The following is a 25,158-nucleotide window of genomic DNA, read 5'->3' on the forward strand; positions in this document are numbered from 1 at the left end:
CACTCAAGTGAACTGCAAATACCTTCCAAGTCAAAGATTACATCTTGCCACAAATATAAAACTTATTCCCAAAAAAGCAAATCTTCAAAAAAACGAAGGGACTATGTGAAAAAGAGGCTGTATTTTGTCGGGAAAAATGCGAAAGTAGATAATATTTGAACAGAAAAGGAAGATTTTTTTCTTTTATTTATTGTTCAAAATATTACTGATGTATATCCTGACTTCGTCAATGCGTACCCCAAAACCCATCATTAAACAATGGTGCGATCCGTTGATGACGTTTCATAAGCATTGTTCTTGTTATAGTTTGCTTACTTTGAGGTAAAGTCACCTGTATCGTGACTATAGTCTGTGCAAGCGCCAGCACTTTATCTACACTCATGTTTATATTGGATAGCTTCAGTAGTCTCTCTAGCTCTTTGTAGACTTTAAGTGCCACAAAGCAGATGCACACGTGAGCTTCTATTCTCCTACGGGTAAAATGAAACATCGGCCTTATCTCTATTTTTGATTTTGATATCCGGAAAGCCCTCTCAACATGCCCGAGATTATGGTATGCGGCGTATACCTCGCTAACAGGAATATCCGTGTTTGTAAGATACCCTTTAAGACCGTCCCATTTCTCGTCCGCTTCAAGCTTATCATAATTTATGGAAACCTTTACGTCTCCTTCCATTTTTAAGAATTTGTTGTAACCACGCTTGTTAATGTTGTCTTTCGTAAGTGTTCCTCGGTTATAAGCCTTTTCCAAACGGCGTATTCCCTTTTCTCTGTTATAGGCGTCCTTGCGGGCACGGTCGTCGGTATATCCTACCAAGAGTCGCTGTCCGTTACCTTTGTCGTACTCTATCATTTGACAATTGACCTTCGGCTGTGCAAGAATCCACTCCTGTATTTTCTTGCTTTCATTCTTTATCTTTGCGCCGATAATATATTTGTAGCCATTACTCTCAAGGTCCGCTATATTATTGCCGTTCATAAGCCCGGAGTCGGCTACGACAATAAAATCATCAAGACTGTACTTCCTGACAAATTCAGTCACGACAGGTAACATTGTATGTCCTTCATATTTATTGCCCTCGTATATACAATATGCCAACGGGTAGCCTCCAATACTGACAAGCAGCCCTGGGATTATTTGCGGATTCTTGTGACGGCCTTCCTTGGAAAATCCGGTCTTACGCAAGTCGTCTTCATAATCGGCCTCAAAATAAAGGGTGGTTACATCATAAAAAAGAACGCCAATATGCCCATCTGGTATTTTACTGGTGTGCATAACGCTGATACCCTGGACAATTTCATGCTGATTGTCGCTAAGTTTGTCCAGATAGCGGTATATCTTTGACAAGCTGACATCTTCGTCAAAATGATTCTTCAGATATTCTACTGTGGCTGATTTGCTTACAGGATAAGCAAGACGTGCCTTGACAAGCTGCCGAAAAACAATGTCCTCAATTCGGTTAAAGCCAATATTATCAAATACACGATCGAGTATTAAATCAGCTCCGTTGATAGATATATTAGTGATACATGAAAGCATTTGTTCGGCACTTAGCAGTTCAGTCTCACATTTCTTGCGTTCATCACCGAAAAGGTCCAGACGTGGATGGCGGCGTTCTTCCTCCCTGTCAATCCAGACACGAGCTTTGACCAAAAGTCCATCGATCTCATCTGGACTTTTGGCGATGCCTATAGTTGCAAACTCCTTGTAAAAGCCGGAACTCTTTTCAGCGACAACAATGCTTACGGTACCAGACCGATTCTTTTTACGCTTAATGAACATAGAAAAATACGTTGCGTACCCCATTTTTGGGGTACGAAAAGTATATATAATTATTTATCAAGCAATTACAAAATCGATAATTTTATAGTGACGAAGTCAGGAAAAAATGCTGATGGTAGTATACGGATTCTGTCTAACATACCAATACAAGATGTTTATGCTGCATACCACAACCTTTGGCACGTAGAACGTGCCTTTCGTATAGCCAAATCAAAGATAGAGATACGCCCCATGTTTCATTTTACACGCAAACGCATCGAGGCTCATATATGCATCTGCTTTGTGGCTTTGAAAGTATACAAGGAATTGGAGCGTATGCTGAAAGTCTCAGAGATAAAGATGAGCGTAGACAAGGTGCTTGCATTGGCTAAGACAATCACAACCATACAAATCAAACTACCTCTGAACAAGGAGGTTTATACGCAAACCATGCTGATGGCAAGGCATCAGAAAATAGCTAAACTCTTTGACGAAGAATTTTGGGGTACGCAATGACGAAGTCAGGATCTTAGCCATATCTTAGTCAGGGTATTTCCCCCGTTTTGGCTACCAAACCTTATTTGCGGGGGAATACCTAAAGATACAAAAAAGCCAACTAATTCGCAATATTTTATGTATGAATTAGTTGGCTAATTTTATAGTATTTACTGAATGTCCCTAAATAGAAAAAGGGATCGGGTACGGTATCATTCGTCTGACCGATGGAATAAACCGCCGATTTGTCCAAAACTTCGGGCAAGTCAGCGGTTTTCTCTATATTCTTGTGTAGTTGAGCGATATTATTTTTCCCACCAGACTTTGGTGTTGATATCGTCAGGTCCTCCCAGCGATTTTACTGCGGCCTCGTAATTGGTTTTATTGGTTTGTTGGAGGGTGGCCGGATAGTTGAACCGTACGGGGACCATTTTGTTGTTATCCATGCCTGCTCCGGGTTTCATTTCCGGGAGACCTGTACGGCGGTATTCGAACCAGGCCTGATAATCACAGAAGAAAGCGGCCAGATGTTTTTGAAGTAGTATCCGTTCGAGTGTCCCGTCGTATGTGGCTTTGGGGTTGTCGAAATAGTCTCCGGGGACTACCCCTCCCCATTGTTCGATTATCGCTTCTACGGCTTTCCGGTAGTGGGGGGCTGCCTGGTCTGTGATCAGTCCCCGCCAGGCCATTTCAGCTTTGATGAATTCAACTTCGGCATAAGTCATAAAAAGCACTTTCATCGGTGCCGTACCTAATGTTGCATTAATATTGGAAGCATTGTAATCGAATCGTTCGGTGGCAGCAAATCCGCTCGGATAACCTTTATAACCGATCTTCTCCTGGCTACCGTCGTTTTTGGTGGCTTCATCCATAAAAATAGGAAGACGCGGATCGTTCAACTCCACCAGTGTATTTACAAAAAAGGAAGCCATCGCTTTATTGGAACGAAAATCTTCGAGCCGGCTAATGGGTGAGTCGTACGGCGAGATACCGGATATCGGCAATAAAGCTCCGTCTGCATTGTTTTCAAATACCGGATACTTTACCGGATTTCCGATCATCTCCGCTAATTTGGCCAGACTGTTCATCTCCGAACGTTTCGAAAGCCTCAGTAAACTTCGCATGTGCAGCGAATTGGCGAATTTTCTCCATTTCCTGACATCCCCGTCGTATAATAAATCGGTAGAAGATAAACTTTCGGATTCATCGAAAAGTGAATTTGCCGTTTCCAGATCACTTAATACCTGTTCGTAGACTTTTTGCTGGGTATCGAACTTCGGAGTTAAGATTCCTTCGTCTCCCCGGCAAGCTTCAGTCATCGGAACATCTCCGAAGCAGTCGGTCAGATTGGCATATACCCAGGCTCTCAAGGTCAAGGCTACCGCCTGATAATTTTTACTTTCTGCACCGACGGCCAATTCATACATTTCTTTGATATTGGTCAGCTGGAGATAATAAGTATTCCAGGTAGAATTTCCGGCATTCTGTAAATCCGCATAACGATGTACTCCGCCGGTAGTACTGGTGGTGACCATAAACTGCATCAAATGATGGGTAAAACTATGGGCCCGGTTATAATTGAAATTGGCTAAATCGTAAAGGGTGGGCGTCATCAGAGTCGAAGGGTCGATTTTTTCCAGTCGGTTGGGATCGGTATTGATCTCGTCGAAGTTTTGGGTACAAGCAGTCCATCCGGTTGCCAATAGCAATAGGCCTATTATTTTTTTTCGTAACATAAATCTATTTTTAAAATATTAACGAACGATGATCAGAATTTCAGTGTCAGATTAAAGCCCATGGTTCGGGTAGAAGGTAATTGTCCCATTTCCGAACCCGGAACGATGGTACCGTTATTCAGGGTTGCGACTTCCGGATCGTATACCGGGAAATCTTTTGTCCACATGGCCAGATTACGCCCGTACAAGGCGAGGGTCAGGCGTTCGATACCGATCTTATTCAACCCCGCCGAGGGAATCGTATATTCGATACGGGCTTCCCGGAGCTTCAGGAAAGAAGCGTCGAAAGAGTTGGTCTCTACATTGGCACGCCTCCAATAATCGGCGTAGTATTTGGATACAGAGATCGGTACATTGTTGGGTACATACTGCCCCCGTTCATCCAGCATCACACCTTCACCGACGACTTCAAAATTGGGGTTTCCCCGGTATTTCAGGGTATGTTTCAATGTTCCGTGTTCGGTCATTTTATGGTGAGTCTGGGAATAAACGATACCTCCCCATTGACCGTCGAACAATATGCTTACCCGGAAATTTTTGTAAGAAAACTCGTTCGAGAAACCGGCTTTCCAGGCGGGATAGGCATTCCCTACATATTCGAATTCGGTTGTCCGGGCCGTGATCCCGTCTTTCCAAACAACTTGTCCGTCAGGGGCCCGTTTTAGTTTATAACCGTAAATATCACCGATAGAACCACCTACTTTTGCAATCAGGGCACAATTAGTACCTCCTGTATAAGCAATGGTCTGTCCATCGGTCAAACCGGCTGCCAGGGACAATACCTTGTTGTAATTTTTCGCCCAGGTAAAAGTTGAATTCCAGGTGAAATTTTTTGTTTTTACCGGGGTTCCGTCCAGTTGTAGTTCGATACCGCGGTTACGCACTTTCCCGGAGTTCATCGTTGCTTTGGTATAACCGGTCGTTTGATCCATCGGTACGTCGAGAATCTGATTCCGGGTGATATTGTTATAAAAAGCCAGATCCAGTCCGAAACGCTGCTTGAACATCCGCCAATCCAGTCCGACCTCTATGCTATTGGAGATTTCAGGTTTGAATCTGGCATTGTAAAGCGTGGGAGATACGGAAGCCGATCCCGGAAAGGCAGAGGTATTATAATATTTGGCTGTTTTATAGGGGGCGGTATCATTTCCTACCTGTGCCCAGGAAGCTCTCAACTTGGCAAACGATATTTGTTCGGGTAGGCGGAGTAGGTCTGAAAGTATAAAACTCGTACTCACAGAAGGATAGAAAAAAGAGTTGTTGCCGGAGGGGAGTGTACTCGACCAGTCGTTCCGTCCGGTTACATCCAGAAAGATCTTATTGGCATAAGATAAGGTGGCTGTGCCGTACACACTATTTACCCGTTTGTTTCTTTCCGTAAAGGTGGTGATCGGGGCAGCGACTCCGTTACTCAGTTTATAAACTCCCGGAGTGATCAGGTCTTTTACGTAAGCCTGTTGCATTTTGTATTTATTGTCCATCCGGTTGGCTCCTACCGATACACTCAGATTGAAACTGTTGCTCAATTGGTTCCGGTAGGTAAGTAGAACGTCCGTATTGTTTTCGTAGCTGAATACATCTTGTTGCTGGTAATATCCTTTGGGGAAATTCTTCAGACCATAAGGACGGATCATTTCGCGGGTATCGAAACTCAGGTCGATACCGGAACGGATCATCAATTCCCATTTCGGTGAAAATTCATAGATGATCGAACCGGTTGCGACAACACCGTGTTTTTCCATCGGATTCAGACATTCGTAGGCGATAACGTAAGGATTGTCCAACCAGGGACTGAACGGACGCAATATTTCCCGTCCTTCTTTCCCTTTCACCCAGCGTTGTTGGTACCAGCGTACATCGACGCTCGGATTGGTCAGGATCATAAAATAAGGGATAGAGGAGTTGTTATATCCCGTTGCCGGCAGATTATCGCTTTGCCGTTTGACATAATTGACCTTGGCGGAAACTCTTAACTTATCGGTTACCTGGTTTTGGAAGGAGCCCGATACGGCGATCCGGTTAAAACCCGTGTTCGGCATGATCCACTCATTTTTGGTATAAGTAAGCGATAGGCGAACGGCACTTTTTTCCGACGAACCGTCGATCGCAATACTGTTGACGAGTGTATAACCTGTCTGCCAGAATGCTTTACGATGATTTCTCTTCACCCATGGGGTACGGACCGTACCCATCTGTTGGGTTTCGGGGTCGTATTGATAATAGAGCGAACCGTCCAGTTTAGGCCCGAACGAAAGAGCTACATTGCCTGAAGCGGCTCCGTCTTCAGAATCTCCGTAAGAGTAATACAGTTTGCCCGAAGCATTGGTCTTTAAATCACCTTGACCGTATTCTTCCTGAAATTCAGGCCAGTGTAATACCCGGTCGAAACTGGAGTTGGAATTAAAAGTCACTCCCAGGTATTTTTTCTTTTTATTCACGCCTGATTTCGTCGTCACGAGCATCACCCCATTGGCTGCCCGGCTTCCGTATAAAGCAGCTGCGGTAGCTCCTTTCAGCACCTGGATACTGGCGATATCATCCGGATTGATATCGGCTATGCCATTCCCGTAATCTACCGGTACGTCACCACCACCTCCGGCTCCGTAGGAGTTCGAGCCATCACCTGTCATCTGACTGTTTAAAGGCACTCCGTCCAATACGATCAAGGCATTGTTGCCGTCGATATTCAGAGAAGCATCCCCGCGTAAAGTAATCCGGGCGGAGGAGATCGGACCGGAAGAAGTCGACAGGATATTTGCTCCGGCTACTTTTCCGACCAATGCAGAAGCCCAGTTGGTCGGTGTCGCATCGGACATCATCTTTTCAGTAACGGTTTGGGTGGAATAGCCCAGGCCTTTTTCTTCTCTCTTAATCCCTAAAGCTGTGACTACTACGCCTTCCAGTTCTTGCCGTTCTTCTTCCAGGGTAACATCGATCACTGTTTTGCCGTTCCATTTCAATTCCTGTGTTTTAAAGCCTAAAAAGCTGAAAACGAGCACTGCATCTTTATCTGCTTGCCCCATAAATAAAGAATAAGTTCCGTCATTTTGTGTTACCACTCCCAGCGTTGTTCCTTTTATCAGGACGGCTACCCCGGGCATCGGACTTCCCTGTACATCTTTAACGGTGCCCGATAACACCATATCTTGCCCGAAACCTAACTTACAGGCAAGACATAAGACCCATAAAGTCGTAAAAATTCGTTTTGTCATACTGATTTTACACCTACTTTTCATAGTAATTTTAATTATTTTTTACAGGTGTAAAAGTATATTCAAGAAAAAACGGAATCATTACAAAAAAGTGAAGATTCCGTTAACCCGTCACGACTCAACTATTTTTTATCCTCTCATTGATCAGATCGCGGTATTCCCAGTAAGCTTGTTCCAATAACGGCATTTTTTCAGCGAAGAAAGCATATATTTTATCCCAGTCCGCGGGATGGTATAGATTGACATCTTTCAATTCGAAATAAATCACACTTAACGGGCGTTCGCCCATGCCGAGGTAATCTTCGTCCCAATGCAGATCCTCCCCGCAATCCGCTGCCATGAGTTTCCGGTAAGACTGAAAGCATTCGTAGATTTCGTATCTTCTCAAATCGTTTTTATGGTCGATTTGGAACAATACCAGAGCTTTTTGTTCATCGGCATAAAATTTGAGTTGGGTAGACTTGATTTTAACTCCTGTCAACACCCATTTCCGGTAAATCTTATGTTTGGAACAATAGCGTTTAAATCCATTCCAAAAATTGATTTTAAGCTCTTTTGCTTCCTCCTTCGACCACATAATCGTTGAAAATTGAATATAAAAAAATGAAAATAATTATCTTTGCAAAGATAGAATTAATTGGGCGAAAGTTTATAACGTCTATGCCTTAGTTTAATTGCTTATGTTAGAACTAAAATACGATTATCACAGTATAGAGGCCGGATGTGACGAAGCCGGGAGGGGATGTCTGGCAGGTCCTGTTTTTGCTGCTGCCGTAATCCTGCCGGATAATTTTTCCGACGAATTGCTCAATGACTCTAAGCAGCTTTCGGAAAAACAACGGGCCGGGCTCCGTCCGGTCATCGAACGGGAAGCTTTGGCTTGGGCTGTGGCTAGTGTCGATAATCACGAAATCGACAAGATCAATATTCTGAATGCTTCTATTCTGGCGATGCACCGGGCTTTAGACCAATTGAAAGTACGCCCCGGACACATCATTGTCGACGGTAACCGTTTTAAAAAATACAGAGATATTCCTCACCTTTGTATTGTTAAAGGTGACGGTAAATATATGTCCATAGCAGCGGCTTCCGTGCTTGCAAAAACTCACCGGGACGAATATATGGAAAACCTTCATGCTCTTTTTCCCGTTTACAATTGGAAAAAAAACAAGGGGTATCCGACACAGGAACACCGGAAAGGAATCGAACAGGCTGGAGTTACGGAATTTCATCGTACCAGTTTTACTTTATTGGACTCACAGTTAAAAATTCAATTTTAAAATAAGAACCTATGCATTAAAACTTGCTCCCTTCTTTTGTATTTAGTTTATTGCTTTTAGCCTTTACCTTTTAAACTTTTACTTTTTATATGGCTTTCATCAATTCGATATTAAGTATTTTCACCCAGAAACGGTTGGCACAGATTGACTTTTTCAAAGCCAATCCGATAAAAGTACAACGGGATACGTTACAGGAATTATTAACTCTGGCAGCAAACACCGAATATGGTCGGAAATATCACTTCAACACTATTTTGACTGCCGAACAATACCGGGAACGTTTGCCGATCGTCCATTATGAAGACATCCGGGATCTGGTCCTGCGGACTATGGAAGGGCAGAATAATTTGCTTTGGCCCGAAGAGATCAAATGGTTCGCCAAGTCGTCGGGGACTACCGATGCCAAAAGTAAGTTCATCCCGGTAAGTCCTTCTGTACTTGAAAATTGTCATTTCAGAGGGGGAAAAGATGTCATCGCTATTTTTAACCGGCTCTATCCGGAAGCACAGGTATTTAGTGGAAAGACTCTGGCTTTGGGGGGGAGTAGCGAGGTTTCTAAAAGTAATAGCCATTGCCAGTACGGTGATTTGTCGGCCATTATGATTTCTAATACCCCTTTTTGGGCCAATATGATGAAAACCCCCGATTCATCTATCATGCTGATGAGCAATTGGGAGGAGAAAATCGAGAAGATATGTGAGACGACGATCAAAGAAGATGTCCGTTGCCTGGCAGGAGTTCCTTCCTGGTTTCTGACGGTCATTCATAAAATTTTAGAAAAAACAGGAAAAAGCAACCTGCATGAAGTGTGGCCTAACCTGGAGTTGTTTATTCATGGTGGGATTAGTTTTATTCCTTACCGGGAACAATACAAACGTCTTCTGCCCGATCCTAAGATGAAGTATCTGGAAACCTACAACGCTTCGGAAGGTTTCTTCGGTTTACAGGATGATCCGGAAGATGCTTCTATGTTGCTGATGTTGGACTATGGGGTTTACTATGAATTTCTCCCTATGAGTGAGCTCGGTAAAACCAAACCCCGGACTTTATTATTGGAAGAAGTGGAAACCGGGGTCAATTATGCGCTTATCATTACGACCAATGGAGGGTTATGGCGTTATATGATCGGAGATACCATTCAATTTACTTCGGTTAAACCGTATAAGTTCAGGATTACCGGTCGCACAAAATTGTTTATCAATGCTTTTGGAGAGGAACTGATCATCGATAATGCAACAGAGGCGCTCAAACGGGCATGTGCAGAGACCGGCGCAGATGTTTACGAATTTACTGCGGCTCCTGTCTTTATGGAAGAAGGGAAAAAAGGCGCTCATGAATGGTTGATCGAGTTCAATACACCTCCTGCCGATCCGGAGTATTTTGCCGGTATCCTGGATCAGGAACTTCAAAAATTAAATTCCGATTATGAAGCCAAACGGTTGTTATCTCTGGAGCGTTTACGCCTGCATATCGCCCGTCCCGGACTTTTCAACGACTGGCTTAAAGAGAAAGGCAAACTGGGAGGACAACACAAAGTGCCCCGGCTTTGGAATGACCGGACACATCTTGAAGAGTTATTGCTGCTGGACCGGAAATAAAATTCGGACAGGGACAGGGCCTCCGGAGGGGCTTATAGATTGTAGGCCTGCAGCTTTTAAAGCCGGACCGGTGGCTTTGTTGTGAAAATTGGAGGGGAAGTGATAGCTTCCCCAAACTGTATCCGGCGGCTTTGTGCCGGTCAGACAACGGTTTTTCCAGACCATCCCCTGTGCTGTTTTCCGGCTGTTTTATTGTTGAATGAGTTATACCGGAGGCTGTGGGAGTATACCGGTTTCATGGCCGGAAGGTTTATTTATCGGGGAGGAGTACCACTTTTTGCCGGGGGAAAATATGTCCGAAACGGTCGGTGACTTCGATCTCGATTTCCCGGGCTTTTTCAGATGGAGTAGCTTCAAAATAAAAGAAAGATTCCTGGGGTTGGGTATATTTCTCGGTCTTCAATCGGCCGACATATTCCAGATAATCGGGATCATAGCCGTTAAAACGTTGCATTGCCCCTTTAGCGGCTCCGTCTTCATACCATTTCACCTGCCATTTTTTATCCCAGTTCCAGACCTTGGCAATGACGCTGTTCGGTTTTTCTTTCACAGTTCCCCGGGGAAATACTTTAAATTGCCAGTTGCGCTCATGGCCTACGGATTTATAAAACCATTCTATTTCCGAGCCTGTAATTTCGAAAACATCATAACCGTTAGGGGTACCGTCACGATTTTCATCGGCTGTCCACCAGGTTCCGCAGATGGCTCCTATATTGTGTTCGATAATACCGGGTTTGATTTCATGGTTGGAATTCAGGTGGGTATGCCCTGAGATCAGACTGACAGGGTGGTTTTTCAAAATACCGAACAATTCTTCTCCGCCGGGGATGATACCCCGGTCAGCATAATAAAAAGGGGAATGGGTGGCGATGAGGATTGGAGCATTTTCCGGAAGGTACTTTAAAAGTTGGCCTACCCATTGAATTTGTTCCTCCGTCAGGGCTTCGGTATATTTTTTATTTCCCTCGTAGAGGATGTTGTCGAGTACAATGCAATAGACTTTTCCTAATTGAAAAGCGTAATAAGCCGGACCGAAATATTTTTCGTAGGTGTGGGCAGAAGCTTTGTCCGACAAGATTTCCTTATCATGATCATGATTACCGATAACGGGATAGAAAGGTATCTTTAGTCGGGCCATTTCTTTTTTGTAGACCGGGAAGTGTTCGAAATGATCCCAGACGATATCTCCCAGACTGATTCCGGTGACCGGTGTAGCCGGGGGATAACTTGCAATCATCTCTTGCAGGTCGGGAATACTTTGGGTCTGGAAACGCTGGAACTGTTCATCCGTTTTGGTTTGTACGTCCGCGATGGCTAGCAGGATATGATGACTCCTTTTTCCTGTCTCGGTCAGCTGGAAGATATAATCTTCTTTTTCCGGATCCAAAGGCAGATAAAATTCAGGAGTTCCCGATCGGTAATCGGCCACATATCCATCCGGGGTCAGGAGGTAAACGAAACGGGCTTCCTGGTCGGTGTCGAGTAGGAAATTCCCTTTTGTGTCTGTCTGGGTGAAATTTATTCCGTCGGTGATGACGACATGGGATAATCCTTTATTTCCTGCTTTTACCTGTCCACGGATAGGCATACAGAAAGCAGCATGACTGAGAATCAGAAATGCTGCCGATAAACAAATTGTCAGGTTCATGATTTATTCTTTGATTAAGATAGAATTGAAAACAGTTAATATTTCTTCAGGAGATTTGGCCTTTTTCAGGGCTTTTTCGAGCTCTCCGGTTTCTTCCTCATAGTAAGCGACAAAGGCTGCATCCAGGCATTTCGACAGTTCTGCCGTAGCTGTTTGTTCGTTGATTTCCTGCCGGCGGACTGCTTTTTTGAAATAACTGTCCAGCTTCATAACCGAGTTATAAATCGCGGGTTTATAGATTTCCATCGTGTTATCGGTGAATCCTACCGTTGCTGTATGCCGGCGGACATATACTTTCTGAGTAGCATACAGTTTGCGGGCAATCCGGTCCCCGAGGAAGTGCTGGGGATATTCTTTCAGGTCTGCATGATTCAGGTCGATCCCATAATTGGTGAATACAAATTGAGGAGTTTTCGCCGGTATAGGAGTACTGGCTGAAGCTGCAGTCGTTCCATGTGTCTTGTTATCGGCCAGAGCCATCCGTTGAGCTTTTACCGAAAACCCTAATGCGATAAGTGCTAAAAATAAAATTGTAATTTTCATATTCTTTTTTTATTCAATGTGATTTTCCTTATTTTTCAATGCAAAGTAAGAACAGAGAAATTACAGCCTGGTGAATAAATTATTTCGATTCGGTTAAATTTGGGGTACCGTAGGTTTGGATAAGAAAGTTAGTTACATGTTTGTTTTTTCCCTTCGGTTTCCTATTTTTGTTTCGGAAACATGGACTTTTTTTCCCGACATATTATTATTATATTTGTTCAGGTATTTTCAGTAATTCTATGACAGAGGAAGCGATGTTATTCCGGCGGGTGCAGGAGGGATGTTGGGAGGCTTTCGATGTGCTGTTTCATACTTATGCGGAACAGCTGTTTTTTTATGCGATGGGGTTTGTGAATAACCGGGAGGAAGCCAGGGATATTGTGCAGGGAACGTTTATTACTTTGTGGGAACAGCGGGGGAAGATTCAGTGTACGGGGGCTATTTATCCTTATTTGTTACGTTTGGTGAAAAATGCTTGTCTTAATTATCAGGTGCATGAGAAAGTGAAGGAACGTTATTTGTTGGAAAAACGAATGACGGAGGAGGAAGGGGAAGAAGTGCCGGCAGATGAGGAGGAGGAGTTTGAGGTGCAATATGCCCGTTTGCGGAAAGTGGTGGATGGTTTGCCGGAGAAATGCAGGGAAATTTTTATTTTGGGATGCGTAGATGGGTTGAGTTATAAAGAAGTGTCGGAGAAAATGGGAGTGTCGGTGAATACGGTGAAGACACAGATTAAGTTGGCGTACAGGAAGTTGAAATTAGAATTAGGAGGGCAAAATTTTGTGTGGGAGTGGACTGCTGGGGGAGTATTGTTTATATTGATGCAAAAATAATTTTCAAAAAAAGTATTTTTCTTTTCACCCTGATCGGCTATCTTCTTGTTTAGAAGATAGGAAAAGATAGTTAAAGCCTTTATAAAAAATGGACTTATGGTAGAACAAGAGGAAAAGAGATGGTTGCGTGCTTTGTTGGAGGGTGAGGTTGAGCCGGGAAGTGAGGAGTGGGAGCAAGTCTGTACGGATTCTGCTTTTACGCGGGTGAGGGAGAAGGTCGGTGCTGTTGCCAGACTGGATTTTACACAGCAGGAAGATGAGGTGGAGGGGATGTGGAGAGTGTTGGTGGACCGGAGGAAGAAGGGGTTGGAGCGGCGGGCCCGGGGGCGGAAACGTTTATTGCGGTGGATATCCGGGACGGCTGTGGTGGTGGCGTTGGGAATCGGAGGATGGTTATCGATCCGGGGAGTGGAAAGAGAACAGGTGGTTGTGGTAGGCGGAAGAACGGTAGAGGGTAGGACAGAGTTGGTGTTGCCGAATGGAGAGAGGCGGGTATTGGGGGACGGTAAGGTAAGGGTGGTGTCGGACAGTTGCGGAGAGATGCGGACGGAGAATAGAACGCTGATTGTAGAGTTGGGAGGGCAGGAGACGAAGAAAGCGGAGTATTATACGCTGAATGTTCCTTATGGGGAAAAATATAGTATTGTATTGCCGGACGGGACCAAGGTATTTTTGAATGCGGGGACGACGTTGAGGTATCCGGATCATTTTGAAGGAGGGAGCCGGGAAGTGTATTTGAATGGGGAAGCTTATCTGGAAGTGACAAAGGATGCGGAACATCCCTTTGTGGTGAAAACGGAGGAGGTGGAGGTGAAGGTATTGGGGACTGTATTCAATGTGAATGCTTACCCGGAAGGGGAGTGGGTCAGGACAACTTTGGTAGAGGGGAAGGTAGAAGCGGTTTGCGGAGGTCGGTTGTTTGTGATGGAACCGGGAATGCAGGTGGCTTATTCGAAGGGAACGGGTGAGACTGAGTATAAAAAGGTGGACACACATTTGTTTACCTCGTGGAAAGACGGGTATTATGAATTTGAGGAGATGGAGTTGGGGGAATTGATGCCGTTGCTGGGACGGTGGTATGCTGTAGGAGTGGATTTTGAAGAACCGGAATTGAAACGGTTAAAGTTCAGTGGGCGCTTGCAGCGCTATGAGACGGTGGCGGATTTGGTGAAAATGTTGGAATACACGGGGGATGTCGTGTTTGAGGTGAAAAATGACCGGATTTTGGTCCGGAAGAGATAAAAGAAAAAGCAGGCAGTGGATCTGATCAATCCTCTGCCTGCCGGAGTTCAAGATACCTCCGGAAATCCTTGCAAGAAACGGAGGTATTCAATTTTAATTTAAACACAGCAAATTTATGAAAAAAATGCAGGACACAGCATCGCCAGGGCATTTTGTGTGCAGGCGGATGTTAATCTTAAAAACTTTTCTGGTAATCCTGTTGTGGAGTACCTGTCTCGTTTCTGGTTACAGGGGACATGCTCAGGAGAGAACGACGGTTACGGTGAACATGACGGATGTCACGCTGAATGAGGTGATAACCGAGTTGAAAAAGCAAACGAAGTATGATTTTTTTTACAACAGCGAGCTGGTGAAATCGAAGGGTAGAGTGAGTGTGCGGGCACGTAATTTAGATCTGCGGGAGGTGTTGGAACAGGTATTGACGCCGGTAGGGCTGGAATATGCTATTCAGCAGGATTTGATTACGATTCGTGAGAGACGGGTACAGCAGGAGGTGGCGAAGATAGAGATGATTACGGTGAGTGGCAAGGTGACGGATAAGGATGGTAATCCAGTGGTTGGGGCTACAGTTGTGATTCATGGAACGACACAAGGTGTGGCGACGGATGTCGACGGTAAATATTCTTTGATGACTCGTCCGGACGATGTATTGACGATATCTTTTATCGGTTATAAAACAGAAGTGGTGCCGGTGAAGGAGAATAAACATTTGAACGTGATTTTGAGCCCGGCGTCGGAGGATTTGGAAGAGGTGACGGTGGTGGCTTTCGGACAACAGAAAAAAGAGAGTGTCGTGTCGGCAATTACGACAGTACGTCCGATGGACCTGAAGTCGTCAAACAGTGACTTGACAAGCAGCTTTGCCGGTAAGATCGCCGGTATGGTAGGCTGGCAGACAGGGGGATTGCCGGCGGCTTTAACGGAAGATGAAATGAATACGAAATTTTATATCCGTGGTATTACGTCGTTTCAGACAGGGGCGAATGTGGACCCCTTGATTTTGTTGGATGGCGTAGAATCGTCGAAGCTGGATTTGGCACGTATAGCTCCGGAAGATATCGAAACATTCAGTGTGATGAAGGATGCTTCGGCTACGGCGATGTACGGTGCACGTGGTGCGAACGGAGTGATTTTGGTGACGACGAAAAAAGGACAGGAGGGGAGTGTGTATGCGACAGCACGTTACGAGACGGTGTTTTCAATGCCGACAAAGCGTATCGATGTGGTGGATCCGGTGGATTATATGAAAATGTATAACCGGGCGCTTTTGACCCGGGATCCGTTGGCAACGCCGAAATATAGTGTGGAACGTATCAACCGGACCCGCTCGGGAAAGTATCCGTCTTGGGTTTATCCGGCGAATGACTGGTATAAGATTTTATTCAAAAACTATAATGTGAACCACCATGCAGGTTTGAATATCCGGGGAGGTTCGAAGGTAATTCAGTACTATGCTTCGGTGAATTACAACCGTGATCAGGGGATGTTGAAGACAGATAAGTTGAATGACTTCGATTGTAATATTACGAATAATCAAACGGCTTTTCGTGTGAATTTGACGATTGATTTGAAAGCCGGTATTAAATTATTGATTAATTCGTCGACAACTATAGATAAATACCATGGTCCTTTGACTAGTGTCAATCAGGCGTATGAGTTAGCGTTTAATGCTTCGCCGGTAGATTTTGCCCCTTTATATCCGGGAGATGAGAATTATGGGTGGCCGCATTTGCGTTTCGGTACGACAGAGGCCAATCAGGAGAATCCTTATATGATGATTCAGAAGGGATATCTGGAACGGACTCGCTATTCTACGACCAATCGGGCGGAGTATATCCATAACTTGTCGGGCCTGGTAAAGGGGTTGGAGTTGCGGGGGAGTGTGGCAGTGTCACAGGCCGGATATTATACAACTGGTTTTACAACCAATCCTTTCAAATATTCTTTGTTGAATTATGATTTTGAAACAGGCAAACACCGGTTGCAGGATTTGTCTCCTTTTGGTGCCAGTTATGCCTTGTCCATAGACCCCACAGCCAAGGCTTCGACGACAGAGACGCGTGTTACGTATGAGGCACGTGCTTTGCATACGGCAGCATGGAAAGAGCATCAGACCTCACTGACAGGAGTGTTCCAGGCACAAGATTATACGTTTACGCCGGTGTCTAATGTCTTGACAGGTATGCCGCAACGGAACATGATGTTTTCAATGCGTGGAACGTATGGGTTTAAAGACCGTTATTTTGTGGAAGCAAGTTTTGGTTATAACGCATCGGAACGTTTTGCAAAGAGTAACCGTTGGGGGTTATTCCCGGCAGGTGGTCTGGCATATGTGATATCGAGCGAACCCTTTATGAACGGGACAGCTCATTGGCTGAACTTTTTGAAGCTGCGGGTTTCGTATGGCAAGGTAGGCAACGACGGAGTGATTAAGGTTCCCCGCTTTTTGTTTTTGCAGACGATGGGTACACTGACGAATGTATTGAATCCGGAACCGGGAAGCGGATCGACAATTTACAGGATTGTACAGGGATATGCGAATCCGAATTTGAAGTGGGAAGTGGCGGAGCAGGTGAATTTCGGTTTGGAGACCAAGTTGTTCAAGGGGATTGTCGAGTTTAATCTGGATGCGTATCAGGAGATCCGTCACAATATCATTGGTTACCGAGCCTCTGTTCCGGCACATGCGGGTATTGCTCTTCCACAATTGGATAATATGGGTAAGGCCCGGTCGAGGGGGATCGACTTTTCGGGTAAAATCCAGCATGCTTTTAACAAAGATTTGTGGGTGATTCTGAACGGTACTTTGACTTATAATAAGGTAGTGTATAAAGAAATCGAGGAAGCGATGAATAAACCGGCATGGCAAAGTATGGTGGGGAAAGAGATTTCACAGAAAATCGGTTATATTTCGGACGGACTCTTCCAGGATCAGGCGGAAATCGAAAATGCTCCGGTACAGGCAGGATCGCCTCAGCCAGGAGATATCCGTTACCGGGATTTGAATAACGACGGAAAGATTGATGTGAATGATGTGACTTATATCGGTTTTCCGGAGACTCCGCGTGTGACCTATGGCTTTTCAGGTTTTGTCAATTACAGTAATTTTGAGTTCAGTTTTGCTTTTCAGGGGTCGGGGAAACGTTCTTTCTTTATGGACCCGAGCGAATTGTCTCCTTTTGTGGATGACCATGCGATGTTGACAGCTATTTATGAGGATCACTGGTCGGAAGATAATATGAGCCGGAAACCTTTCTGGCCTCGTTTATCGACCCAAAATTTGATTGAACATTCGCCGGAGGAGGATTGGTATAATAAAAATGCAACAGAGGTTCGCAAGAGTACTTATTTCATGCGGGAATGCCGTTTCCTGAGATGTACTTCGTTGGAGTTGGCGTACAATATGCCAAAGAAATTGATGGAACGTTGGGGACTGCAAAATATGAAGTTTTTTGTGCGGGCGAACAATCCTTTCCTGATTTCCAATTTCAAGCTTTGGGATGTCGAGTTGGGTGAGGATGCGTTTAACTATCCGATACAAAAGACTTATACCGTTGGGTTAAACTTTAGTTTCTAATATAAATATAAGGTGGTTATCTATGAAATATGTAAATATATTATTGATTGGTTTGGTCTTGTTATTTCCGGGGTGTACATTTTTGGATGTTGTACCGGAGGGAAATATTGAAAGTATCGAGAGTAACTTTGAGAAACGGGACCAAACGGAGAATTGGTTCAAGTATTGTCATTTCTGGGTCAGTCCGTTTACCACTTCCGTAATTTCGAATCCGGCTTATATGGGGACGGATGAAGTGGTTGCGGGAACTTATTTGCGGGAGAGCGGTTTTAACTGGAGTGGTTTGTATATTGCGGATGGTCTGCAGCGTACGTTCGATCCATACTGTAATATGTGGCGTCGGGATGCAGTGTATAACAGTATCCGTTATTGTAATACTTTTCTTGAAAAAGTGTGGGGAGTTTATAATATGACGGATGCTGAAAAGAAGTTGTGGGTAGCTGAAATCAAGGCTTTGAAAGCCTATTATTATTTTGAGCTTTTGCGTCATTACGGACCTTTTGTTGTGATGGACGAGAATATCGATCCGGGGGTTCCGGTCGTGGATATGAAAAAGGAAAGAAGCCCGGTGGATGTTTGTGTTGAAGAGATTGTAAGCCTTTTGGATGAGGCGATGAAAGATTTGCCTTTGATGAAAGACAAGGAGAGAAGCCGGTGGGCTTACCATAGTTTGGAGTCGGCTGCGGCATTGAAGGCGATGACCTTGTTTTATGCAGCTTCGCCTTTGTTTAACGGTAATCCGGCCTATAGCGGTTTTGTGAATAGTAAGGGTGAAAAGTTGTTCAGTCAGCAGAGAGATCCTGAAAAGTGGAGATATGCAGCGGAGGCTGTCGATTCGGCTTTGCTTATTTGCAACCGGGGAGGGAAATATCTGATCTCGAGTGAGAGCGACAAGATTCAGGATCGGATGAAAGATATTGAAGCATCGGCTATAGCCTTGAATTTTGAGAACGCTGAGGCGATTTATATGTTCCGTTATGAGTCTTTTGCAAATGGAGGATGGCCGAAATGGACCCGCCCTTATTTTAACAGTACGGATGAGGATTATAATATGGAAATGAAAGGATGTGTGTCTCCGAGTTTGAAAATGGTGGAAATGTATTATACGGAACATGGTTTACCGATAGAAGAGGATAAGGAGTGGTGGAAGTATGAAGAACGTTATACGATGGGTATGGAAGACGATGAGAGATATAAGAATGTGGTGGCTATGGACGAGAAAGTATTGAAATTGCATTTGAAAAGAGAACCGCGGTTCTATGCACATATTGCAGCAGACCGTTGTTATTATCAGCTCGGTAAAAAAAATGTATTGGTAGAGGCTTATCGGGGAGAGCGTTTTGGTACGCGGGAGACTTCCATTACCAACTCTGTTCCGCAGAATTTGACCGGTTATTGGCTGAAGAAAGGTTCGGATTCCGAAGTTTCTAATGTGGGTTACAATAATGCTTTTATGACTGATTATCCTTGCGTGTTGATTCGTTTGGCGGATCTTTATTTGATGAAAGCGGAGGCATGGAATGAATATCTGGCGGTTCCGGATGAAGAGCATGTATATGCGCCATTGAACGAAGTACGTCGGCGTGCCGGTATTCCGGATGTGAAAGAAGCTTGGAAAACGTACGCCAAGAATCCGGGAAAAGTGGCGACAAAAGAAGGTATGCGCGAGATTATCCATCGTGAGTGGGATATTGAGTTTGCTTTTGAAGGAAGACGTTTTTGGAATCTGCGCCGTTGGTTGACCGCAGTGGATGAATTGAATGAGGAACAATACGGATGGAATATTGTCGGTCGGAATGCCAGGGAGTTTTATAATAACTTCAAGGAACCTGTCATGGTTTGGGCAAAACGAAAATTTATTTCACCGCGCGATTATCTCTTTCCGCTCCAGAGCGAAGAGGTGATGATATCCGGTTGCGTACAGAATCCGGGTTGGTAATAGTAATGATTTAAAAAGGAATAGTTATGAAAAAATTGGTTTATATATGGCTTGCTGTCTGGAGCTTGTGGAGCTGTCAGAAGGATGAAGCATATTTCGATGTTTTGGTACCGGCGGATGGCTTGACGTTTTCTCCGGTGGAAGGCGGTGCAGTGATGCACTATCGTTTGCCGGCGGATGAGGAGGTATACGGCATCCGGGTTCGCTATAAAGACGCTTTTGGGAGAGACATGATCCGGACCGGTAGTTATGCCTGCGATTCATTGCTTATCACCGGTTTTAATGAGGCGCGGAAAGGAGTGAAGGCTTTTGTGACCTTGTGCAATAGGAATGATGTGGAGTCGGAGGCGTTAGAAGTCACCTTTGATACCCGGGATTCCGGACCGATCGCTTTTATCAACAACTTAGAGGTTGTTTCGGGTTGGGGGAATGGTTTTGTTTTGACTTATAATTTGAAAGAGGATTTAAAAGGTATGGTAAACCTGTTTTATGTGGGCGAGGATCCGAAAACAAAACAACCTGATACCCTTTTGTTTAAAAGTTTTGTGCCGAAAAAAGGCAATACGGTGATGCGGGATACTTTCAAACAGCAACGGGATAGTTATGATTTTGTGGTACGGGTAGAGGATTTTCGGGGGAATATGGTAAAAGAAAGGGTGTGGAAAAATATTGTACCTTTAATGGTAGAACAGTTGCCTGTCAGTCTGGAAAATTTTTCTGATCCGGAGGAGCTTTCCCAAGAGGATCCTGTTGTGAAGTTAGGCAAGCAGTATTTGTTTGACGGGGATAAGAAAGGAGAGCAAAGCTTTGGTATTGATTCGTGGACGAGTTTTTATACCTACTTGGCCGGTCCGATGGCGGTATCTACACCGGAAAAACCCGGGAAAGCCCTGTTTGTTATTGATATGATGGAAGAAAAGTTACCGGCAGAGGTCCGTTTGTACGGTATGTTGGCTGTTCGAACCAGTTGGCCTTACGGCCCCGGACCGTATGATCCTTTCCCGAAATGGGGGGATGTTTGGACGATGTGTTATGCGAGCAAGTTGCCGAGCAGTGTGACTCTTTACGGCTCCCAAACGAAAGATGATGATGCCTCGTGGGTAGAGATTTCACATTTCGAACAAGACCGGAGAATTGATAATAAAGAACGTTGGTGTGAACGTTGTAATGAAAATGGGGATTATCTCATTGTTTCGCGGGATGCCTTGGATTTGGCTTCACCTTGTTTTATAACTTTGACTTGTCCGGCAGAAGGAGAGAAATACCGCTATCTGAAAGTGGTGGTGAACGAAGTCTTTTTTGCACCTATAGGTTTTGAGAATGCTTTTATGGGGGGAAATGATCAGAAATATGTGACGGTGCATGAATTGGAAGTTTTTACTGCAAAAGATTGATATTATGAAGAAAATATATTTATGGCTTCTGCTCCCTTTGTTGATTTTAGGGGGCTGTGAAAGTCTGGAAGATACGTATAAAGATTATGCCGGTGATGGCCCTATTCGCTATTTGGTGAAATGTGACGACCTGGATGTCAAAGCCGGTTGGAATCGTTTGGTAGTTTCGTGGAAATCTGTGGATGATCCGATTATCGATAAAGTGAAAGTTTCTTGGACGGTGGATGGAATCGGACGGGATACTTTGTTAGAAAGAGGTACGGTTGCATGCAGCCTGCCTTGTGACGGAAATTTTACTTACCAGGTATCGGTTGCCAATATGGATAAACACGGTAATACTTCTTTAGCTGTAACTCAGGCAGGAAGACCTTATTCGCCTGAACACGAGCAAGTATTGATTTTCCCGACTATGGTGAACAAACATTTTTATGTGCAAGATCGTTTGGCGCTGGTCCTGGATGAGTGGGGAAATCAGATAGATAGCATTGCCTTCGTATATACTTCTGCCGGACAGGGCAAGAGAACGGTTATAAAAAGCGCACCGGAGAGTCTTTACTATTTACTGGAAGATAAAATTGATGCAGAGACAACATTAACAGTATACAGTTACGGTCACCTGGAAGGATGTGTAGATGCGATTGTAGTATCGACTGAATTGGAACGGGCCAGAGTGTATACAGATGGCTTTAAAGCGCTGATGTTAACAAGATACGGTATTGCTGAGCTGACGGAAGAAGCTGTTGCTGGTTTGGAAACCCTCGAAATTGATTACGACATCGATAGCTTTGAGGATATTATGAACATGCCGGGATTGAAGAAGTTGGTATTGGGCAAGAACCGGCATTTGAGTGAGGAAGTATTAGGGCAGGATGTAAGTGCCAGTAAAATCACCGACCTTGAAATAAGTAAATTTGCGATGGAAGTGATGGCGGAACTTGTTTCTGACTTTAAGGTAGAACGCTACAATAAGCATTATTTCCCGGAAACTTATGATTTTGTTGAAGAAAAAGGAAATCCGGTACTGCCTGATTTGGCTTATCTGAATAGCGGGACATGGACTTATGAGTGTGTTGTAACTCCGAAAGAAGGGGATTATTATTCCAAAGGCTATGAGAGATTGTTTGACCTAAATGCGACAGCCTGGGCAACATTTAATCATTATGATTTTTTAAAATATGAAATAACAGTTGATATGCAAGAGACAAAGCGGGTAAATGGTTTTGCAATAGAACAAGTTGCCTCTGATATTGCAACTTCTCCAAGAAAACGGGCTTTTATGGCACGAAAAGTGCAGGTCCGGTTTTCTGCTGATGGAAGTGTCTGGACTGAGGCAATAGATTATACGTTGGGTACAACCCTTGGAGAAATCGACCTTTTGTCAATAGCTGCTCCTACAAATGCACGGTATTTGAAATTCGTGTTGACCGACCAAAATTACAGAAACGTATATTCAATTTCACTACAAAAAATCAGAATTTTCTAACTGGGATACCCTAAAAAGGGATTGTTTGATAAGTTCTATTCAGTTTTTTGTTATTGGAGATAAGGCTTTCTTTCTGATTATCAGATTGAAAGCCTTTGTTTTATCCGGCTTGCTTTCGTACGGTCAATGATTTTCGTGGCATGCATTTTATAACTATTTGCGTGTCTAAGAAATGTTTCTATCTGCATTTACTATTAACATTTCGCGTTTTTCAAATTATCATCAAAAAAATCTGTTACGAATGGAATCATTCCAAATAATAGAATACAGAAAAAAATCTGTATAAAATATGTTATATTTGATTTTAAATTCTATAAATTTGACATGCTAGATCGAATTAGTTTAATTTTAAACAAAACCATATACTTATGAAGAAGCTTATTTCAGTGGAAGAGGCAGTAGCAAAGGTAAAAGATGGGATGACGGTTATGATTGGCGGGTTTCTTTCTAACGGGACACCTAACGCAATCGTTAACGCTTTGGCTCAATCGGAAGTGAAAAATCTGATTCTCATCGTGAACGACACCGCCTATCCGGATAAAGGATGCGGACAGTTGATCGCTAACAAGCAGGTGAAGAAAGTGATCGTGTCGCATATCGGTACGAATCCATGTACGAGTGAACAAATGAACAGTGGTGAACTGGAGATCGAATTCAGTCCGCAGGGTACTTTAGCCGAACGGATCCGTTCCGGTGGTGCCGGTTTGGGGGGAGTATTGACTCCGACAGGTATCGGAACCCTGGTAGCAGAAGGTAAACAAGTACTGAATATCGACGGTAAAGATTATTTGCTGGAAAAACCGTTGCGGGCGGATGTGGCTTTGATCGGTGCTAGTGTAGGGGATGAGTCCGGAAATTTAGTCTATAAAGGTACGACTCAGAATTTCAATCCACTGATGGCGACGGCTGCCGATTTGGTTATTGCGGAAGTGCAGGAGTTGGTAGAAACCGGAGATTTGTATCCCGAGCTGATAAAGACTCCCGGAATATTCGTGGATTTTTTAGTGAAAGGGTAGGGGGATAAGCTAAAGGCGAAGAGGCAAAAAGCGGGGAAGGTAAAAAAGAGGTGTAATCGAAAGGGATGGGTGTAGATCTGTTCCGGTTAATTTAAAAATATGGAAAAATCAATGATAAGACTTCGGATGAGCGCTAAAGATGCTCATTATGGCGGAAATTTGGTGGATGGAGCTCATATGGTGCATTTATTCGGCGATGTTGCGACCGAACTACTGATTATGCATGACGGAGATGAAGGTCTTTTTGTGGCCTATGACAATGTGGAGTTTTTGGCTCCGGTATATGCCGGCGACTATATCGAAGCTGTCGGTGAAATCGTGAAAGTAGGAAATACTTCCCGCAAAATGGTTTTCGAAGCCCGTAAGGTGGTCGCTGCCCGTCCGGATATTTCAGCTTCGGCTGCGGATGTCCTGGCTGAACCGATTGTGGTTTGCCGGGCCAGTGGAACCTGTGTGGTGAAAAAAGAGGATCAGCGGAAAGGATAGTGTAAGTTAATAGTCTTGATAATTATGGAAAAATTGATTATAACAGCTGCGATCTGCGGGGCAGAGGTAACGAAAGAACAAAATCCCGCCGTTCCTTATACTGTAGAAGAAATCGTCAGAGAAGCAAAATCTGCTGTAGATGCAGGTGCTGCTATCGTTCATCTTCACGTACGTGAAGACGACGGTACGCCGACTCAGAGCAAAGCACGTTTCAAAACGTGTATAGACGCTATATATGAAGTATGCCCGGATGTGATTCTGATTCCTTCGACCGGAGGGGCTGTAGGAATGACAGCGGAAGAACGTCTGCAGCCGACCGAACTTTTCCCGGAAATGGCTACTCTGGATTGTGGCACCTGTAATTTCGGAGATGAGGTATTTGAAAATACCATGCCTATGATGAGGGATTTCGGTAAAAGAATGCTGGAAAACCGGATCAAACCGGAATACGAATGTTTCGAGATGGGACATCTCGAAACCGTATTGAATATGGCAAAGAAAGGTCAGGTACCGGGAGCTCCCATGCAGTTTAATTTTGTACTCGGTGTCCCCGGGTGTACGCCTGCAACAGTTCCTAATCTTTGCTGGCTTGTAAATGCTATTCCGGCAGGTTCTACCTGGACTGCAACCGGTATCGGACGCCATGCCTTTACTTTGGCTGCTCCTGCTATCGCTATGGGAGGAAATGTCAGAGTGGGGTTCGAAGATAATCTGTATCTCGAAAAAGGGGTATTGGCTAAATCCAATGGCGAGTTGGTAGCTAAGGTCGTTCGTATCGCTAAGGAATTGGGACGCGAAATCGCTACCTCGGCCGAAGCACGGAAGATATTGAATTTGAAAGCTAAAGGCTGAAAAGCTATAGGCTATAAGTCGAAAGGTATAAAGTGAAAAAATTAAAGTAAATATTAAAAAAT

The 25,158-nt window shown here is 44.2% G+C and carries 17 protein-coding genes and 1 pseudogene; 12 read left to right on the plus strand and 6 right to left on the minus strand.

Annotated elements, in window-relative coordinates; genetic code table 11:
• Positions 1-226: 226 nt before the first annotated feature.
• On the minus strand, positions 227-1,783 hold the full coding sequence (locus ODOSP_RS15845) for an IS1634 family transposase (RefSeq protein ID WP_041557351.1): 1,557 nt from the start codon (positions 1,781-1,783) through the stop codon (positions 227-229).
• 132 nt (positions 1,784-1,915) lie between these two features.
• Between ODOSP_RS15845 and ODOSP_RS15850 the strand changes: the two are divergent.
• Positions 1,916-2,278: pseudogene (locus tag ODOSP_RS15850) on the plus strand (IS1634 family transposase); the annotation flags it as partial.
• Positions 2,279-2,562: 284 nt separating this feature from the next.
• Here ODOSP_RS15850 and ODOSP_RS15855 read toward each other — a convergent pair.
• The 3 genes from ODOSP_RS15855 to ODOSP_RS15865 form a co-directional block, all read right to left on the minus strand.
• Entirely contained in the window at positions 2,563-3,993 is a 1,431-nt protein-coding gene (locus ODOSP_RS15855; RefSeq protein WP_013613303.1) for a SusD/RagB family nutrient-binding outer membrane lipoprotein, read from the minus strand.
• Positions 3,994-4,025: 32 nt separating this feature from the next.
• Positions 4,026-7,205 (minus strand): SusC/RagA family TonB-linked outer membrane protein, encoded by a 3,180-nt coding sequence (locus tag ODOSP_RS15860; RefSeq protein WP_231964157.1) that lies wholly within the window; start codon positions 7,203-7,205, stop codon positions 4,026-4,028.
• A 118-nt stretch (positions 7,206-7,323) separates the two neighbouring features.
• On the minus strand, positions 7,324-7,782 hold the full coding sequence (locus tag ODOSP_RS15865; protein WP_013613305.1) for a DUF4268 domain-containing protein: 459 nt from the start codon (positions 7,780-7,782) through the stop codon (positions 7,324-7,326).
• Positions 7,783-7,885: 103 nt separating this feature from the next.
• Between ODOSP_RS15865 and ODOSP_RS15870 the strand changes: the two genes are divergently transcribed.
• Entirely contained in the window at positions 7,886-8,485 is a 600-nt protein-coding gene (locus tag ODOSP_RS15870) for a ribonuclease HII (protein WP_013613306.1), read from the plus strand.
• Between the two features lie 89 nt (positions 8,486-8,574).
• Positions 8,575-10,083: a GH3 auxin-responsive promoter family protein gene (locus tag ODOSP_RS15875; protein WP_013613307.1), complete on the plus strand. Its 1,509-nt coding sequence runs from the start codon at positions 8,575-8,577 to the stop codon at positions 10,081-10,083.
• A 250-nt stretch (positions 10,084-10,333) separates the two neighbouring features.
• Here ODOSP_RS15875 and ODOSP_RS15885 read toward each other — a convergent pair whose 3' ends face one another.
• Entirely contained in the window at positions 10,334-11,731 is a 1,398-nt protein-coding gene (locus ODOSP_RS15885) for a calcineurin-like phosphoesterase C-terminal domain-containing protein (protein ID WP_013613308.1), read from the minus strand.
• Positions 11,732-11,734: 3 nt separating this feature from the next.
• A complete protein-coding gene (locus ODOSP_RS15890; protein WP_013613309.1) occupies positions 11,735-12,274 on the minus strand; it encodes a hypothetical protein in 540 nt (179 codons plus the stop codon).
• A gap of 239 nt (positions 12,275-12,513) precedes the next feature.
• Between ODOSP_RS15890 and ODOSP_RS15895 the strand changes: the two genes are divergently transcribed.
• The 9 genes from ODOSP_RS15895 (at position 12,514) to kce (ending at position 25,096) form a co-directional block, all read left to right on the plus strand.
• Positions 12,514-13,107, plus strand: coding sequence for an RNA polymerase sigma-70 factor (locus tag ODOSP_RS15895; protein WP_013613310.1), 594 nt, complete (start codon positions 12,514-12,516; stop codon positions 13,105-13,107).
• Between the two features lie 96 nt (positions 13,108-13,203).
• Positions 13,204-14,349: a FecR family protein gene (locus ODOSP_RS18995; protein WP_013613311.1), complete on the plus strand. Its 1,146-nt coding sequence runs from the start codon at positions 13,204-13,206 to the stop codon at positions 14,347-14,349.
• Between the two features lie 115 nt (positions 14,350-14,464).
• Positions 14,465-17,926, plus strand: a complete 3,462-nt coding sequence (locus ODOSP_RS15905) for a TonB-dependent receptor (protein WP_013613312.1) — start codon at positions 14,465-14,467, stop codon at positions 17,924-17,926.
• A 22-nt stretch (positions 17,927-17,948) separates the two neighbouring features.
• Positions 17,949-19,865 (plus strand): RagB/SusD family nutrient uptake outer membrane protein, encoded by a 1,917-nt coding sequence (locus ODOSP_RS15910; RefSeq protein ID WP_013613313.1) that lies wholly within the window; start codon positions 17,949-17,951, stop codon positions 19,863-19,865.
• A 26-nt stretch (positions 19,866-19,891) separates the two neighbouring features.
• Positions 19,892-21,259 (plus strand): DUF4959 domain-containing protein, encoded by a 1,368-nt coding sequence (locus tag ODOSP_RS15915; RefSeq protein ID WP_013613314.1) that lies wholly within the window; start codon positions 19,892-19,894, stop codon positions 21,257-21,259.
• Between the two features lie 4 nt (positions 21,260-21,263).
• Entirely contained in the window at positions 21,264-22,742 is a 1,479-nt protein-coding gene (locus tag ODOSP_RS15920) for a DUF4998 domain-containing protein (protein ID WP_013613315.1), read from the plus strand.
• Between the two features lie 368 nt (positions 22,743-23,110).
• Positions 23,111-23,758, plus strand: coding sequence for a CoA transferase subunit A (locus tag ODOSP_RS15925; protein WP_013613316.1), 648 nt, complete (start codon positions 23,111-23,113; stop codon positions 23,756-23,758).
• A gap of 99 nt (positions 23,759-23,857) precedes the next feature.
• On the plus strand, positions 23,858-24,244 hold the full coding sequence (gene kal / locus ODOSP_RS15930; RefSeq protein WP_041556993.1) for a 3-aminobutyryl-CoA ammonia lyase: 387 nt from the start codon (positions 23,858-23,860) through the stop codon (positions 24,242-24,244).
• 24 nt (positions 24,245-24,268) lie between these two features.
• Complete coding sequence (gene kce / locus ODOSP_RS15935) at positions 24,269-25,096, plus strand: 3-keto-5-aminohexanoate cleavage enzyme (protein WP_013613318.1); 828 nt, start codon at positions 24,269-24,271, stop codon at positions 25,094-25,096.
• Positions 25,097-25,158 lie beyond the last annotated feature (62 nt).

The organism is Odoribacter splanchnicus DSM 20712 (assembly GCF_000190535.1).
Classification (GTDB): Bacteria; Bacteroidota; Bacteroidia; order Bacteroidales; family Marinifilaceae; genus Odoribacter; species Odoribacter splanchnicus.

What these genes read in the sequence shown, in the direction of transcription:
- ODOSP_RS15885 (WP_013613308.1), bottom strand. Translation starts at nt 11,731, where the DNA reads ATGAACCTGACAATTTGTTTATCGGCAGCATTTCTGATTCTCAGTCAT.
- ODOSP_RS15890 (WP_013613309.1), bottom strand. Translation starts at nt 12,274, where the DNA reads ATGAAAATTACAATTTTATTTTTAGCACTTATCGCATTAGGGTTTTCG.
- ODOSP_RS15845 (WP_041557351.1), bottom strand. Translation starts at nt 1,783, where the DNA reads ATGTTCATTAAGCGTAAAAAGAATCGGTCTGGTACCGTAAGCATTGTT.
- kce (WP_013613318.1), top strand. Translation starts at nt 24,269, where the DNA reads ATGGAAAAATTGATTATAACAGCTGCGATCTGCGGGGCAGAGGTAACG.
- ODOSP_RS15860 (WP_231964157.1), bottom strand. Translation starts at nt 7,205, where the DNA reads ATGACAAAACGAATTTTTACGACTTTATGGGTCTTATGTCTTGCCTGT.
- ODOSP_RS15920 (WP_013613315.1), top strand. Translation starts at nt 21,264, where the DNA reads ATGAAGAAAATATATTTATGGCTTCTGCTCCCTTTGTTGATTTTAGGG.
- ODOSP_RS18995 (WP_013613311.1), top strand. Translation starts at nt 13,204, where the DNA reads ATGGTAGAACAAGAGGAAAAGAGATGGTTGCGTGCTTTGTTGGAGGGT.
- kal (WP_041556993.1), top strand. Translation starts at nt 23,858, where the DNA reads ATGGAAAAATCAATGATAAGACTTCGGATGAGCGCTAAAGATGCTCAT.
- ODOSP_RS15870 (WP_013613306.1), top strand. Translation starts at nt 7,886, where the DNA reads ATGTTAGAACTAAAATACGATTATCACAGTATAGAGGCCGGATGTGAC.
- ODOSP_RS15925 (WP_013613316.1), top strand. Translation starts at nt 23,111, where the DNA reads ATGAAGAAGCTTATTTCAGTGGAAGAGGCAGTAGCAAAGGTAAAAGAT.
- ODOSP_RS15915 (WP_013613314.1), top strand. Translation starts at nt 19,892, where the DNA reads ATGAAAAAATTGGTTTATATATGGCTTGCTGTCTGGAGCTTGTGGAGC.
- ODOSP_RS15865 (WP_013613305.1), bottom strand. Translation starts at nt 7,782, where the DNA reads ATGTGGTCGAAGGAGGAAGCAAAAGAGCTTAAAATCAATTTTTGGAAT.
- ODOSP_RS15895 (WP_013613310.1), top strand. Translation starts at nt 12,514, where the DNA reads ATGACAGAGGAAGCGATGTTATTCCGGCGGGTGCAGGAGGGATGTTGG.
- ODOSP_RS15855 (WP_013613303.1), bottom strand. Translation starts at nt 3,993, where the DNA reads ATGTTACGAAAAAAAATAATAGGCCTATTGCTATTGGCAACCGGATGG.
- ODOSP_RS15875 (WP_013613307.1), top strand. Translation starts at nt 8,575, where the DNA reads ATGGCTTTCATCAATTCGATATTAAGTATTTTCACCCAGAAACGGTTG.
- ODOSP_RS15910 (WP_013613313.1), top strand. Translation starts at nt 17,949, where the DNA reads ATGAAATATGTAAATATATTATTGATTGGTTTGGTCTTGTTATTTCCG.
- ODOSP_RS15905 (WP_013613312.1), top strand. Translation starts at nt 14,465, where the DNA reads ATGAAAAAAATGCAGGACACAGCATCGCCAGGGCATTTTGTGTGCAGG.